The sequence below is a fragment of the Phaeobacter sp. NW0010-22 genome (assembly GCF_040365955.1).
In the GTDB taxonomy this organism is placed as follows: domain Bacteria; phylum Pseudomonadota; class Alphaproteobacteria; order Rhodobacterales; family Rhodobacteraceae; genus OMPR01.
Genome location: NZ_BAABWT010000012.1, coordinates 1 through 15,620, shown reverse-complemented (window position 1 = coordinate 15,620; position 15,620 = coordinate 1). Strand labels below are relative to the sequence as shown.

Genomic DNA, 15,620 nt, shown 5'->3' with positions numbered 1-15,620 from the left:
AGGGCGGTGTCATGAAATCTACAGCACGTGTGGTAGTGATCGGCGGCGGCGTAGTTGGCTGCTCGGTCCTGTATCATCTGGCAAAGAACGGCTGGACCGATGTGATGCTGTTGGAACGGCAAGAGCTGACCTCTGGCTCGAGCTGGCATGCAGCGGGCGGGCTGTTCACTGTGGTGCGGCCCAATGCGGCGGCGGAAATGCATCGCTACACATTTCAGATTTATCGCGAGCTGGAGGAAGAGCGCGGACAGCCTTGTGGGTTCCACTTTACCGGTGGTTTGAATATTTGCCGGACGCAGGATGAGATTGACAGCAATGCAATGATGCAGAGCGCCTGTCGGCGGTTGGGCATCGAAGGTCATTTTATCTCGTTGGAAGAGGCCAAGGAAAAGGCGCCAATACTCGATACCTCGCACATGATCGGTGCGTTCTGGGAGGAAGAGGGCGGCCATGTTGATCCGGCGTCGGCAACCAATGCCTTTGCCGCGGCCGCGCGCCAGATGGGCGCCACGATCCATCGGCACACGCCGGTTACGGCTACGACCCAGCGGGCGGATGGGACATGGGATGTGGTGACCGAAAAGGGCACAATTCATGCGGAATATATCGTCAACGCAGCCGGCCTTTGGGGGCGTGAAGTGGCGCGCATGGCGGGAATTGAACTGCCTTTGATGCCGGTCGAACACCACTACCTCGTGACCGAGAGCATCCCCTTGATCGAAGACCTGGGTTTTGAGCTGCCCCAAATCAACGATAATGAAACAGGTTCCTATGCGCGCCAGGAAGGCATGGGGATGCTTTTGGGTGCATATGAAGACAAGATGACCCATTGGGCAAAGGACGGTACGCCACTGAATTTCGGCCATGAACTGTTGCCCGATAATCTGGAATGTATGGAATGGAATTTTGAAAAATCGGTCGAGATCATGCCGGTTCTGGGTCAGGCAGGGGTCAAACGTGTGATTAACGGGCCGATGATCTTTTCGCCCGATCTGTCCCCGCTGATTGGGCCGCATCCAGCTTTGCGGAACTATATCTGTGCCAACGGTGTTATGGCAGGATTCAACCAGGGCGGCGGAATTGGCCGGGTGCTGGCAGAATGGATCATCGGTGGTGAGCCGGAGATTGATATCTTTAATTGGGATGTGGCCCGGTTCGGTAAATTTGCGACCCAGAAATACACCGAAGACATGACCCGGTATTTCTATGAAAACCGATCAGAGAAAGTCTTTCCTTATCAGAGCTTTCCAGCAGCGCGGCCGCAGGCAAAATCCCCAGTACATGACCGGCTCGCAGCCGCAGGTGCCGTTTTTGGAACTGGGTTTGGGCGTGAGCACGCAACCTGGTTTGCTCCCGAAGGGACAAAGGCCGAAGATAGTCTGACCTATCGTCAGCCAAACTGGTGGGAACCGGTGGCCGAAGAAGGGCGCGCCGTGCGCGAAGCCGCAGGGTTGTTTGAATACTCGGACATGGCCAAGTTTGAAGTGTCGGGTAAGCGTGCTGCGGAGTGGCTGGATCGGATCATGGCCAATACGCTGCCAAAACCCGGAAGGCTGTGTCTGTCGCCGATGCTGTCTGATAAGGGTCGTGTGATTGGGGATTTCACCATTAGCAATCTTGGCGACCGCTATCTGATTGTGGGCACCTATGCGATGCAACTGGTTTTTGACCGCCATTTTGCCAAGTATTTGCCGGCAGAAGATGTGTGCTTGCGCAATGTTTCGGATGAGTTGGCCGGGCTACATATCGCAGGGCCCAAGGCGCAAGAAATCATAGCAGCACTTGCGGACCGGGATATCGATAGTGCGAGCTTCCGATTCATGGATGCAGCGGACATGACGTTGGTGGGTATCGGCAAGGTTTCGGTTTTGCGGGTCTCTTACACCGGTGAGACTGGCTATGAAATGTATTTGCCGCGTGCACTACAACCCGCTTTGTTTGACGCGCTTTTTGAAACAGGTGCCGCCCATGGGCTGCGACTGTGTGGACTGCGTGCCCTGATGATGTTGCGGCTTGAGAAAAGCTGGCCAGCTTGGGGGCTTGAGATCACGTCGGATTACAACGCCCATGAATGCGGGATGATGCATCATGTGAAATTGGACAAAGGCGCGTTCACGGGTCGGGAGGCTGCCCAAAGCTACGGTCCAGCGCGAGAACGGCCGATCACTTTGACTGTTAACGCCGGTGAATTGGCGGTCTGGGGGGATGAAGCAATTTTCCTCAATGGCAAACCAGTGGGATATGTGTCCTCGGGTGGTTGGGGGCCGGTAACAGGCCAGCATATCGCGCTTGGATATGTGGCCGCCAATGCCTATCGCGCAGATGGCACATATGAGGTCGAGCTGTTCGGAAAGCTGTATAAGGCACAGCTGCATACCCAACCTTTGTATGATCCCACTGGCAGTAGAATGCGTGGGTAATGTCATGAATGTGCAACCAAAAAGGATCATCCGGTCCGAGACGTGGGCCGGGACACTTGGGGGTTATTCCCCCTTGTTCCCAAGCCCACAGGAGATCTGCCATGGCACGCCGCCGCACCAAACGCACACCCCGTAACAGCGCTTTTACCCAGCGCCCCTTTTCTGAGGTTCGCACCCCGCTGGCCCCAGTTGAAATGATCTCTGCTGATCAGGTGGAGGTCATACATCACACCAGCCTGAAGGTACTGCGTGATACCGGCCTAAAGGTTGATAGCGCTGTGGCTCTCGACTTGTTGGCCGGAATTGGCGCCGATGTCGACCGCAAGACCAATCGCGTCCGATTTGACCCAGCGTTGGTTGAAGAGATGCTGAAGGGCATCCCAGCAGAGTTCACGATCCATGCGCGAAACCCGGCAAAAACCGTATCGGTGGGTGGTAACTCTTTGACCTTTGCCACCGTGAGCGGGCCGTCTTTCGTGTCGGACTTGGATCGAGGCAGGCGGGCGGGCACGCTTGAAGACATGCGAAATTTTGTTCGATTGTCGTCGATGCTGAATATCTTTCACCATGAAGGCGGGGCTGGGTGTGAACCGTTGGAGTTGCCGCCGGAGACCCGGCATCTAGACATGATGTTGGCACAGACGACGCTTTGCGACAAAGGCTGGCAACCCTGTTGGTTAAACTCAGCCAGCAGAGCGCGCGATTGCATCGAGATGGCCAAGATCGCATTGCAAACTGACGACGATGGCCTGCGCGCCCGGCCCGGAATTATTGGCGGGATCAATACCAATTCGCCGCTTTTGCTGGATGATAGTCAAGCCGAAGGGTTAATTGAATTCGCGCGGGCTGGTCAGCCTATTCATGTGACACCTTTCACGCTGGCTGGCGCGATGAGCCCAGTCACCATTGGCGGCTCTCTGGTGCAGCAGAACGCCGAGGCGCTTGCCGGGATTGTTTTGGGGCAGGCGGCCTGTGCCGGGGCGCCAGTATTTTACGGGCACTTTACCTCTAATGTGGATATGAAAACCGGGTCACCCGCCTTTGGTACGCCTGAATATGCGCAATCGGTCATTGTTTCCGGGCAAATGGCGCGGCGCTATGGCTTGCCGATCCGATCTTCTAACACCACGGCTGCGGCCTGTGTTGATGCGCAGGCCACCTATGAATCCGCGATGTCCATCAACGCCTGCGTCCAAGGGCATATCAACGTGATGATGCATGCAGGGGGCTGGCTTGAAGGTGGTCTGACTTGTTCGTTTGAAAAACTGATTTTGGACGCGGAGCTGTTGCAGATGCAGGCCGCGATGTTGGATCCATTGGATCTGAGCGAGGCAGAGCTGGGGCTAGGTGCCATTGCTGAAGTCGGGCCTGGCGGCCACTTCTTTGGCACCAAGCATACGCTCGAACGTTATGAAACTGCGTTTTATAGCCCGATCCTGTCAGATTGGCGCAATTTTGAAACCTGGCGCGACGACGGGGCAAAAACCGCAACTGAACGGGCAAATTCGATATGGAAACAGCTACTGAATGACTATGAAAAACCACCCATAGACCCGGCAGTGGAAGAGGAATTGGAGGCCTATGTTGCAAAACGCAAAGCAGACATCCGCCCTGCAAGTTGACGCCGTGCACTTCGGTGCGGCGGCTCTTGCCGTGGCGGCAATGGTGGTGTTCCCGACAGCGGATGCGCTTGCCAAATCCCTGTCGGGAGTAGTACCGCTGCTGGTGATCGTTTGGGTGCGGTTTTGCGGTGCAGCCTTGCTGATTACGCCGTTGTATCTGATGCGGGTTCGGCAGTGGCCCACGAAACGGGCCATAGCTGTTGAAACACTGCGCGCAGCAATCATTATCGTGGCCTTTGGGTGCTTCGTGTTCTCGTTTCGCACGATCCAATTTGCAGAGGCGACAACCTATTATTCTGTCGCGCCCATTGTGGCTGCGGGCTTGTCGGTCTTGCTGTTGAAAGAGCGGATGACCGGGTTCAAGATGTTGGCCCTGGGATTGGGAATGTTTGGCGTTCTAGTTGCCCTTAAACCAAGTGTTGCGCCACAACCCGGTGCGTTTTTTGCCTTATCGTCGGGGCTTTTATATGGCAGCTATCTGTTTCTGAACCGCGTTGTTGCCGTGCGTTGGGATATGTTCCAGACATTGTTCCTTCAGTTTTGGATCGGCTCTCTTTTGCTGTTCCCGTTGGTCCTTTCCGACCTTGGGCCCGAGCTGTTGCCACATCTACCGCGCTTATTCGCAATTTCTGTGATTTCTGTGTTGTGCAATCTCATGTTGTTTGCGGCATTCCAAAGAGCAGAAAGTTCCTTTCTGGCACCATTCATGTATGTCGAGGTCCCCTCGGCTCTGGCGATGGCGGTGCTCTTTTTTGACGAGACTCTGACAATAAACCTGCTGCTGGGGGCGGGAATGATCCTTTGTGCCGGGCTTTTGGTGATGCGGCGGCGCCCCAGCGCGAGAATTCCTTAGGAGAAACGGTGATGCTGAGCCACGGACCAGTACAAACTGACGTTGATTTTGAAACGCAAGGGAAACGCAGCGGGTTTCTGGATTTGAACCATTCCGACAACGCCCATGCATTCAGCCTGATCCGAGTGCCTGTCGGCGTCATTCAAGGGGCACCGGGGCCGACGGTGTTGCTGAGTGCCGGTAGCCATGGCGACGAATACGAGGGGCAGGTGATCCTACATCAACTGATGCAGGAGATTGAACCATCCATGATCAAAGGGCGGTTGATCATGTTGCCTGCACTGAACACTCCGGCGGTTTTGGGTCGCACTCGGGTCTCGCCTTTGGATGGCGGCAATATGAACCGCAGTTTCCCAGGCGACCCGGACAGCGGACCCACCGGTGCGATTGCTGCCTTTGTAAATGCACATCTGATAGTGATGGCGGATGTTGTGCTTGATTTTCATTCAGGTGGCACCGCAACTGAATATGTGGATTGCGGGTTTGTCTGTGCCGGGCCGAATCCCGAGATGAATGCTGCAAATCTGGAAATCGCGCAGGTATTTGGTGCGCCTTACACGATGGTCTGCCCAATTGATGGCACCGGTGGGGATTTTGACACCTCGGCATATCGACAGCATACGCGTTTTCTGTCGTGCGAATTGGGGGGGATGGGGCGGTTTTCACCTGCATCATACGCAACCGGGTGGAAGGGAGTGCAGCGGGTGTTCGCCCATCTTGGAATGACCGGCCACAAGGTTGAGACAGCAGATAGCCGGTTTATTGATATCGGGGCAGGCAGCAGTTTTGCCACCACAGCGCAGCACGGACTTGCACAGCTGCATGTTAGTCCGGGTCAAGTTGTTCAAAAGGGCGATATCCTTGCTACGATTTTTGATGTCCATAACTTTGGCACCAAATGTGCTGAACTGCGCGCCTCCCAAGATGGAATCGTAGCCATTTGTCGACGTAACCCACTTGTGCAACCGGGGGATCACCTGTGTCAGGTCACCCACGAACTCAGCCCGTCAGAGCTGAATAAGATCATGCGCCCTGATTAAGGTGTTCCTATGCCCAGAGGAAATCTGGGCATAGGTCTGACCGACATAGCCTTAAGCTTTCAAAAGCGATTTCAAATCGGTTTTAGGGTTTCCGATTGTCTCGGGCGCGGGTGATTTTCCAGCCTCGATCAGTCGTTTGGCAATCATGAAGTCTCGGGGCGCATTCATTGCATCCACGGCCAACAGGCGATCGGCGAGGTAATACCAATGGGACGTCGCACCGCCGTCAGCGGCGCGAGAGATCACTCCATTGTATCCGGTGTTCAGCCCTGCAATTTGCAGTTTAACATCATACTGATCGGACCAGAACCAAGGTTTGGCGCGGTATTCTTTGTGTCCACCCATAATATTTTCGGCTAGGATTTCAGACTGTTCAATGGCGTTTGGCACGCTTTCCAATCGAATGCGGCCTGATCCATACGGAAACGAGGCACAATCCCCAGCCGCCCAAATATGGGGAACGGATGTCGCACCGTAGACATCCGTTTTTATCCCGTTTTCCAGAGCGGCCCCAGCCATGCCCGCCAAATCAGTTGAGGGGACAATGCCAACACCGACGATGACAAAATCAAAGTCCTGTTTGGTTCCATCGGACAGGCGCGCACCCGTGACCCTATCTGACCCAAGCAGACAGTCCAGGCCAACGCCTTCAAGGATGTTGACCCCGTGTCTCTGGTGCAAAGCTCGGAAGTAGTCTGAGGTTTCCGGTGCCGCCACCCGCTGCAAGATGCGGTCAGCCATTTCAACCAGAGTGACTTGCAACCCCTTTGATGCCGCAACTGCGGCCGCTTCCAAACCGATGTAACCACCCCCGATAATCAGCACACGCGCGTCTTTGACAAAACTGGGTGACATACCGTCAATATCCGAAAGGTTGCGCACGACATGCACGCCACTTAGTGCTCCACCAATGTTAGCAGGCAGTTGGCGCGGGCTGGATCCAGTCGCGAAAACCAGTTCGTTATATCGGATGGTTTCGTCGCCCACCGTTACCGTTTGATCTCCGGCATTGACTTCGGTGACCGGTTCCCCAAGCCGCAGTGTTATATTGTTGTCGGCATAAAAACGTTCCGGGCGCAGATACAGGCGATCTCGTGCTGTCTCCCCCAACAGGTATGTCTTGCTGAGAGGTGGGCGTTGATATGGGAGGCACGGTTCTGCGCCAATCAATGTGATGTCCCCCTCAAAGCCACAGTTTCGCAGCTTGGCTACAAGCGACGCGCCTGCTTGCCCTGCGCCAACGACGACAACGTGGGTCATGTGCATTTCCTTTTCAAAGAGGGTGCGTTGTAAGGCATGACAACCCTAAACAAGATGAGGTGCGTCAGCGGTCAGTCAAATATCAACCGCGGGCCAAATCACTCATGTTGGTTCTGTGACTTTCTGTTCTGCATCGATGAGCCTTTGTAATCTTCGGCGGTAGAGCAAAGGCCCCGCATCAATGGCCAGATCTACGTTCCGGGTCGTTTTTTGCGACATGCCTTTTTGAACTTCTATTAAAATGTCTCGGTCTTCGTTGAACGCAAAGTTGACCGAGTCGCTCATATACTGCGAAATCTCTTCGTCGCCGGGCAGCACATTCCTGACCTGAAACCAGAAGTAGCGGGTTGTTTCTTCATCGATGGGTGTCATGAAGTTATAGCTATCCATCTGGAAATACTGTCCCTCAGGCAAGTTGTTCGCATCACCCCCGGTGCCGGCCGGTGTGAAAATGGCCTTGATGTATGCCAGTGACGGATAGCGCACTTCGTAGTGTTGTTCGCGATCACAGTTGCCTTCAAACGACACAAGCTTTTTGTAGAACGGGGCAACTTCTACATCATGCATCCAGCGCGATACGATCACACCTGTATCGGTACCGGTCACTGTAAGCGGCTCTTCTTCGCAGGCGGTGTTCCCGAATGAACTTTGGTGTACCCAGGCCACGTGCGAGGGGTCTAGCAAGTTGTCTGTGATGTAGAGATAGTTGCAAGGGAATGGGATGGCGTCGCCCCGATTGATGCCCCACTCCGGGTCGTCATAATGGTCGATGTGAAAGATTTTGTCGGTATCGGCCAGCGCAGGATCGCCCATCCAGATCCAAACCAGTCCGTACCGACTTTCAACTGGATAGGAATGGATATTTGTTGAGGCGGGAATACGGTCTTGTCCCGGAACCCGAACGCAAGACCCCGAACAATCGAAGGTCAGGCCGTGATACCCGCATTCGATCTGGTCGCCTTTGACCCGCCCCTTGGATAGGGGGAGTTTGCGATGCGGGCAGGCGTCGATCAAGGCGACCGGTTTTCCCGCTTCTGTCCGGTAGACAACAATCGCTTCGCCCAAAACTTTGATCTGTTTTGGTTCCCGGGTGATTTCTTCGTCCCAGGCAGCAACATACCAAGTGTTCCGTAAAAACATATTTAACCCCTTCTATCAGGTGCATCCGGGGCAACCGGACGTGGTAAGGTTAGTGGATCAGTACAGTCGTGACGCTGGGCCAGTGTCTGTAGATGGTCAGCAAAAGATTGCGCGACAGAGCGGTCGACGATTAGGTGAATATCCCGGGTATTGGCCCACCAGATCACGCAATCATAGTGGTTCAGGCTGGTCCTGATGGCACGGGCTTGAAGAAGCTTGGCCGCAAACAAATCAGCGCGCGTATAGTTTGAAAGAAAATGCAATGCCTCGACGCCGCGTAATCGGAAATGCGTTGTTCCATGGCCAATTTCGGTGACATGAACCGCTGGGTCAGAGAGGGAACCACTTGCCCAGATTACATCCGGCCAAAATCGCAACAGCAGAAGGTCATCGGTCTGCCGTACCTGTTCGAATTCCAGAATTGTATCCAAAACCTCGGGTGCGGCAGAGAGCGATTTCAGTGGCAGGAAAACCTCGTCCAATCGCAATCCTAACGGTCCCGCAAGAAACCCCGTGGCATCAGATGCGGGTTGGGGGCGCAAAATCTCAGGCATTTAAACGCTCTCCCTTTGGATCATAGGCACAAGGGGCGGTCACGCGAACCTGCACAGATTTCCCTGCAATCGGGGAATGCGCCCATAAGACCTCTCCCATCCGGTTTTGTCCGTCCTCAAGGAACGCCAAGGCAATGGGGTGATCCAAAGTCGGGCTGTGGATCGCGGCAGTGAGATATCCACATGTTCGCATGGGTCCGCCGTTATCTAGCGGTGTTGTACTAAGGTGCGCGGCAATTGGAATCGGAGTCGCACCGTCTTTGGATTCCAAGCCAACAAGTTGGGCGCGATTATCTTTTTGCAAAGCCTTGCGTTGCAAGAGTGCGCGGCCAACAAAATCCTTTGTGTGGGACACCATGCCCCCCAAACCCAAATCAGCCGGTGTACGGCGACCATCAACCTCTGTTCCGATGGACAAATGGCCTTTCTCGATACGCAAAACGTCCAAGGTTTCCAAGCCGTAAGGCGTGATATCCCACTGTTCACCACCCGCGATGACCCGTGACAACAGTGTGTCGGCAAAGCCAGCGGGAACGTTGATTTCGTAGCTTAGTTCACCTGAGAAGCTCACTGAAAATACTCGGACCGGAAGCCCGCCGAAATGTCCTTCGCGCACTGAGGCGAAAGGGAATGCCGCGGGGGACACGTCAAAATCCGGGTTGAGTGCTGTCAGCAGATTACGGGCGTGAGGTCCAGCGATGGCAAGCGAGGCCCAATGATCGCTGACCGATGTCAGTACCACATCCAACTCAGGCCAATCCAGTTGGGCAGATTTGCGCATATGGCGCCAGACAGAGCCGGCATTTGCCGTGGTGGCCGTGACCACAAAATGTGTGTCACTCAATCGTGCGATGGTGCCATCGTCAAACACATATCCATCTTCACGCAGCATCAGCGCATATCGCAGGCGTCCCACTTTGATCTTGGCGAAATTATTGCAGTAAAGGCGTGACAGGAACTCGAGCGCATCGGGGCCTTTCACATCGATCTTTCCCAAGGTCGACATGTCCACACATCCCAGCCCACGCCGCACTGCATGACACTCACGCGTGATGGCTTGCTCCATCGTCTCCCCGGCTTTGGGAAAATAGCGTGAGTACAGCCAGTCGCCCGAGGTTTGATAGACACAGCCCAGTTTTTCAAACCCCGCATGAAACGGCGTGCGCCGCGTAGGCAGCATTTGTTCGCCAACTTCTGTTCCGATTAACGCCCCCAAAGAAACAGGAGAATAGGCAGGGCGATAGGTCGTGTGACCAATCTTGGCCGGGTCTTCACCAGTCAGGGCAGCGATTTCCAGTATCCCATTGGTCCAGCTGGTTTTCCCTTGATCGGTGCCCATGCCCAATGTCGTATAGCGCTTGGTCAGCTCAATATCTGTATATCCTTCGCGCTGTGCCAAGGCGATGTCGTCACGGGTCACGTCGTTCTGAAAATCGACGAATGCCTTACCTTTGCCTGATCCAAACCCTTGGGGCGGCGTTGCGGTTGGAGCGGGCGGGGTTAAGGACAGATGTTTATGCATCTGTAATTCGGCCAAAACCTGATGCGCAGCAATTTTCCCGTCGGCGATGCAATCCCTGAGATTCAGCACCCCACGTGCGCCACCTACAGGACGCAAGGGGCCATCGGTTTGCGGTGGAAGAAGGCTCTGCGTATTAGCGTCAAACTCGAGGGGCTGACCCATTTGCGCACAAAGATGCGCGGTAGGCATCCAACCGGCAGACATAGCAACCAAATCGCAGGTGACCTTTTGCTGGTGTCCTTGTGTGTTGCGCCACGTTAATCCAGACACACGAAGCCTGCCTTGGGTTGACAAGATTTGGTCACCTGCATTTAGGCAGGCGGCGATCTCAACTCCGGCGTGTTCCAAAGCTCGTATCGTATCCGCACGGGCATTGGGTTCGGCCACGGCGACAACGGCCCGCTTTCCGGGCACCACAGCAAAGCGGCGCACATAGGTTTGCAATGCCCCAGCCAGCATTATGCCGGGGCGATCATTTCCAGGAAAAACTATGGGGCGTTCAATCGCGCCTGCAGCTAGTATTATTTTCCGGGCTCGGATCTTCCAGAGGATTGACCGGGCGGCGCTGCCTGCGGCTTGCAGTTCCACTGCCTGCACCAACCCATGGTCATACTGACCAAAGGCCAGCGTGCTAGTCATAACCGTGACATTGGACAAGGAGACAAGCGCATCCGCTGCGTCCTCGGCCCAATGGGTTGCAGTTTGTTCGGCGATGGTAGCATCCGAGGACAACAAGGTGCCGCCCAGGATGCTATCTTGTTCTAAAATAATGGTCGTGGCCCCGGATTGCGCGGCGGTTATTGCTGCGGATAATCCCGTCGCACCGCTACCGATCACCAACACGTCACATGCTTTGCGGCGTTTGTCATATAGAGCGGTGTCAGGCGTTGCGTCCACTTCACCATGTCCCGCGGCTTTGCGGATGATGGGCGCATAGGTAGTTTGCCATGCTTTGCGCGGCCATTTGAACGTTTTGTAGTAGAACCCTGCGCTCAGGGATTTACCGCCAAGCGCCAGCGTTGCTCCACGATCATAGGTCAGACTGGGCCAGTTGTTTTGGCTGCTCACCTCTAACCCATCGCGCAGAGACACCTCGGTCACCTTCAGGTTCGGGGTGCTGCCAGTTTCATCTCTGACGGTGACCAGCGCTGAGGGTTCCTCTAGACCGGCCGACATAATGCCCCGAGGCCGGTGGTATTTGATTGACCGCGCAACCAAATGTTGGCCGTTTGCCAACAACGCCGATGCAATCGTATCACCCGGATGTCCCACCATGGGTTGACCATCAAACGTGAAATTGAGTGTGATTTCGCGGTCAATCATCCCGCCGTCAGATAAACGGCTCATGTGCTGCCGCCCTTTGCTTTATTGAGAATTTGATGGGTCGCGGTATCTCGGGTGACTTCTATCCAAGTTTCACATCCGCTGGAGTGATACCAAATCTCGGTTAGGGGTCCGCGAGCGTTGCGACCAACATGGAGAGCACGATGCCAGTCCTGCGTGTGAGCCGTCAGATCCAGAGCTGGCAGGCGGCGCTTGGGACCGCCATAGGTAAATTCGCCTTCGTCACGCGGGCCGCAATGGGGGCAAGGGATCAATAACATCTCATCGTTCTCCTAGTGCAACCAGGGATAGGGTCCGATTCCCCCATCATCTTGCTCAGTTCCGATTTCAAATCGGTCATAGGAAAAGGGGCACATCAGATCGGGCACCTGCCCGGTGGCAAGCAGATCTGCCATCTGATGTCCCACAGCGGGTGTTGCTTTGAACCCGGCATAGCCCCAGCCCCCATTGATCATTAGACCGTTGATGGGTGTAGGCCCCATAATGGCATTGCCATCCATTGTGATGTCTGCAGTGCCTGACCAATGGCGCATCAATCGCAACCGAGGCAGAAACGGAAACATCTGGGCCGCGCGCGCCAGAACATCTTCTATCCGTTCAAAGCTGCCGCGCCGGGCAAAAGAGCTGTATCCATCCGTTGCGCCGCCTAGGACGAATTCGCCTTTGTCAGTTTGGCTGATATAGGACAGCCCTGCGTTATAGTTTACAACCGCATCCAGCGCAGGTTTGACCGGTTCAGTGACAAACGCTTGCACATTGATGGAGTTTAGCGGCAGGTCCAGACCTGCCAACCCGGCCACTTCGCAGCTGGCTCCGGCCACCGAAATCAAGGCTTGGCCACAGCGAATGCGACCTTGTGGTGTGTCGATAGCCTCTAGCTTTCCATTTTGGATGATGATGCCTGTCGCTGGGCAGTTCTGGAAAATATGAATACCAGCTTTAGATGCTGCACGGGCAAATCCCCAAGCAACAGCATCATGACGCACGACCCCGCCAGCCTCTTGTACTAAGGCCCCGGCAATCGGAAAGCGTTGCGCACCGCTAAGGTCCAGCTCCGGCACGCGGGCTTGTAAGGCGTCGCCGGTCAATATTTGTGCATCAGCTCCGCCCAAGAGCATCGCATTAGCTCGCAGCGTGAAATGCTCCAACTCGCCATCAGAATGGGCTAGATCCACATATCCGCGTGGTTCGTACATTAAGTTAAAGTTCAGATCTTGGCTAAGCTGATCCCAAAGACCGAGCGCGAAGTTTTTTAGCGCGAAGCTCGAATTCAAAAGATAGTCTGACCGCACAATCGTGGTGTTGCGTGCGGTATTACCCCCTCCAATCCAGCCACTTTCGATAACCGCAATATTCTTGATCCCATGGTTCTGGGCCAGATAGTATGCAGTTGCTAAACCATGACCGCCGCCGCCAATAATAACGATGTCATAGCTCTTTTGCAGGTCCGACACGTCAATGATCGACGGCCAGCGGGTATTGCCGGTGAGAGCATTTGAGAGCAGGGAAAGTCCTGAGTAGCTCATATGAGATCCGATCGCGTAAACTGTGATCACAGTTACTCAGGAGTCGGGCGCATTGCAAGAGGGACATTTCTATTGATCTGTGATCACAGTTAGATCATACAATCGTGAAGCGTATTTGTTAGGAGGGGAAATCCATGGCGCAAACGGCGTTGCAATTGCAGGAAGCCAGTGCCCGCAACCTGTTGATTAACTGCGCCCAAGCGCAGGCAGGTGATCGTGTGCTATTGGTCGGTGAGCTGGGTGATAACCCCTATTTCGATTCTGAACTTTGCCCCACTGTCGCAAAATATGCCGAATCGTTGGGGATGAAATCCGAGATCATTTTTGCAGAGCCAGGTTCTGACGCGGACTCGTTTCCCGATGTTGTTCGGGATGCGATGAACCGCTCAGACCGAACAATATTCTTCTCTAGGTTGGGGGATCAGGTCCGGTTTTCTTTACCTGATGACAGCCGCATAACGGTCATGGCATACACACTCGACCTAGATTACTTGTCGTCGCCCTTCGCCAGCGTAGATTTCTTGGTGATGAAAAAGGTGCACGATGCCCTTTTGAGCCTTATCCTGAACGCTAGCAGCTACCGGATTACGGGGGACTGTGGAACAGACCTGGTCAGCGAGATAATACCGGGGCGCGCTGAGGCGGTTGCGGATTTTGCACTGGAATTGTTCCCTGTGATGATTTTCCCGCCTGTAATCTGTCATCGGATGAACGGCAAACTGAGTATCCGGAATTTCGTCACATCCACATCCACCCGCGCCTTTGAAGGGAGCACATTGATTTTGAATGAACCCATTGTTGCCACCGTAGAAGAGTCACGCATGGTAGCATTTGAAGGACCGCCCAAGCTGGTGGAACATTTGGAAGATCAGCTGACGCGCGCCGCCAAGTTGACTGGTGGAGACCCTCTGCTGATCAATTCATGGCATACAGGGATCAATCCGGGGACGTTCTATACACAGGATCCGTATAAGGATTTGGATAAGTGGGGAACCGTTGCCTATGGATCGCCAAGGTACACACATTTTCACGCAGCTGGAATTGATCCAGGCGATGCCGCCTTTCATGTGATGGATCTGACAATCGCATTCGACGGTGAAACGGTTTGGGACCGCGGGCGGTTTGTCTTTCTAGATCGACCCGACATTCAAGCCTTGATGACACCTGAACAAGCAGGGTTGTTGAATTCCCAAGTGTTGCATCAGATCGGTATCTAAGATGGTCAGGGAAGAGAAATTAGTTGCATGGGTTCAGGTCACCCCTCAGGCAGAGGCACAGGGCGACCTGAAAGACGCGTATGACGCGGTAAAGGGCAGCGATGGGAGGGTCGAAAACCTGTATCTGGCGATGTCCCAAACCCCCAAAGCGATCAAGCCCGCTGATGACCATTATCTGGCGCTGCTTCATAATCCAGATAATCCTTTGACACCTTGGCTGTCGGAGCTCGTATCGACCTATGTGGCGATCCTGTGCGATTGCGACTATGCATCAGCTAATCACGGTAAGAACTATTGCACCTATCTGGGCGATCCGACACAGGGCGAACAGGTCCTTGCAGCCCTGCGCGCCGAAACTTGGGAACAGAGCATTGATGACCCGGCAGTTCTTGCGGCTCTGCAATACACCCGGAAACTGTCCCTGACCCCCGGGCAGGTGAATGCCGACGACATCGCAAACCTGAGGCGAGCTGGATATTGCGACAAAGGGATTTCTTACATTGTCCAACTGGTGTCTTCTTTTGCGTATTGGGCACGGATGATCAACGGGTTGGGCACACAGCTGGGTGACAAGATCGGACTTTAAAGGCCTAAATCCCCCGTCAATTTCATCAAAATTCTGTACATGCTAAAAGCCCCCTGACGTTGGAACGGTTCAGGGGGCTTTTCTATCAAATTTGCTTTTCGGGCATTTGAACGATCAACCCTTCCAGAGCATTTGAAACCTTTATCTGACAGGTCAGCCGCGATCTTTGGGGATTAGGTTCATGGGCAAAATCAAGCATGTCCTGCTCCATCTCATCCATAGGAGGCATTTTCTCGAACCAACTGGGATCAACATAAACGTGGCAAGTCGAGCATGCACAGGCCCCACCGCAATCTGCTTCGATTCCCGGGATATTGTTGTCTCGGGCCCCTTCCATGACGCTCGCACCCATGGCGACATCTACGGTATGGGAAGCGCCATCGAATTCGATGTATGTGATTTTAACCATTTGCAACCTCAAGCATTACATCTTCACCTATTTTCAGAATTCCACGACGGCGCGGATGGATTTACCTTGGTGCATCAGATCAAAGCCGTGGTTGATTTCGTCCAGTGACAGTTTGTGCGTGATCATT

Annotated in this window: 13 protein-coding genes; 6 read left to right on the top strand and 7 right to left on the bottom strand. The window is 54.3% G+C overall.

Features of this window, described 5'->3' with window-relative positions; all coding sequences use genetic code 11:
• The first annotated feature begins 11 nt into the window (after positions 1–11).
• The 4 genes from ABWV33_RS21050 (at position 12) to ABWV33_RS21035 (ending at position 5,935) form a co-directional block, all read left to right on the top strand.
• Positions 12–2,420: an FAD-dependent oxidoreductase gene (locus ABWV33_RS21050; protein ID WP_353333587.1), complete on the top strand. Its 2,409-nt coding sequence runs from the start codon at positions 12–14 to the stop codon at positions 2,418–2,420.
• A 101-nt stretch (positions 2,421–2,521) separates the two neighbouring features.
• The gene (locus ABWV33_RS21045; RefSeq protein ID WP_353333585.1) at positions 2,522–4,042 is read left to right on the top strand and encodes a trimethylamine methyltransferase family protein; all 1,521 of its coding nucleotides are present in this window, start codon (positions 2,522–2,524) and stop codon (positions 4,040–4,042) included.
• A complete protein-coding gene (locus ABWV33_RS21040) occupies positions 4,002–4,895 on the top strand; it encodes a DMT family transporter (RefSeq protein ID WP_215194368.1) in 894 nt (297 codons plus the stop codon). The genes ABWV33_RS21045 and ABWV33_RS21040 overlap by 41 nt, the downstream gene beginning before the upstream one ends.
• 11 nt (positions 4,896–4,906) lie before the next feature.
• Entirely contained in the window at positions 4,907–5,935 is a 1,029-nt protein-coding gene (locus ABWV33_RS21035; protein WP_353333583.1) for a succinylglutamate desuccinylase/aspartoacylase domain-containing protein, read from the top strand.
• Positions 5,936–5,986: 51 nt separating this feature from the next.
• On the opposite strand, the gene ABWV33_RS21030 is transcribed toward ABWV33_RS21035, so the two are convergent.
• From ABWV33_RS21030 to ABWV33_RS21005, 6 genes are all read right to left on the bottom strand, one after another.
• A complete protein-coding gene (locus ABWV33_RS21030; protein ID WP_353333581.1) occupies positions 5,987–7,195 on the bottom strand; it encodes an NAD(P)/FAD-dependent oxidoreductase in 1,209 nt (402 codons plus the stop codon).
• 102 nt (positions 7,196–7,297) lie between these two features.
• A complete protein-coding gene (locus ABWV33_RS21025; RefSeq protein ID WP_353333579.1) occupies positions 7,298–8,335 on the bottom strand; it encodes an aromatic ring-hydroxylating dioxygenase subunit alpha in 1,038 nt (345 codons plus the stop codon).
• Positions 8,336–8,337: 2 nt separating this feature from the next.
• Positions 8,338–8,889 carry a hypothetical protein gene (locus ABWV33_RS21020; protein WP_353333577.1) on the bottom strand — a complete coding sequence of 184 codons (552 nt, stop codon included), beginning with the start codon at positions 8,887–8,889 and terminating at the stop codon, positions 8,338–8,340.
• Positions 8,882–11,758 (bottom strand): 2Fe-2S iron-sulfur cluster-binding protein, encoded by a 2,877-nt coding sequence (locus tag ABWV33_RS21015; protein ID WP_353333575.1) that lies wholly within the window; start codon positions 11,756–11,758, stop codon positions 8,882–8,884. The genes ABWV33_RS21020 and ABWV33_RS21015 overlap by 8 nt, the downstream gene beginning before the upstream one ends.
• A complete protein-coding gene (locus tag ABWV33_RS21010; protein ID WP_353333573.1) occupies positions 11,755–12,015 on the bottom strand; it encodes a sarcosine oxidase subunit delta in 261 nt (86 codons plus the stop codon). Before ABWV33_RS21010 ends, ABWV33_RS21015 begins: the two co-directional genes overlap by 4 nt.
• Before the next feature lie 12 nt (positions 12,016–12,027).
• Positions 12,028–13,281, bottom strand: a complete 1,254-nt coding sequence (locus ABWV33_RS21005; protein WP_353333571.1) for an FAD-dependent oxidoreductase — start codon at positions 13,279–13,281, stop codon at positions 12,028–12,030.
• A 134-nt stretch (positions 13,282–13,415) separates the two neighbouring features.
• Here ABWV33_RS21005 and ABWV33_RS21000 point away from each other — a divergent pair, with 134 nt between their 5' ends.
• Entirely contained in the window at positions 13,416–14,498 is a 1,083-nt protein-coding gene (locus tag ABWV33_RS21000) for a hypothetical protein (protein WP_353333569.1), read from the top strand.
• Position 14,499: 1 nt separating this feature from the next.
• Positions 14,500–15,084, top strand: coding sequence for a carboxymuconolactone decarboxylase family protein (locus ABWV33_RS20995; RefSeq protein WP_353333567.1), 585 nt, complete (start codon positions 14,500–14,502; stop codon positions 15,082–15,084).
• Between the two features lie 85 nt (positions 15,085–15,169).
• Here ABWV33_RS20995 and ABWV33_RS20990 read toward each other — a convergent pair whose 3' ends face one another.
• On the bottom strand, positions 15,170–15,493 hold the full coding sequence (locus ABWV33_RS20990) for a 2Fe-2S iron-sulfur cluster-binding protein (RefSeq protein WP_113824097.1): 324 nt from the start codon (positions 15,491–15,493) through the stop codon (positions 15,170–15,172).
• Positions 15,494–15,620 lie beyond the last annotated feature (127 nt).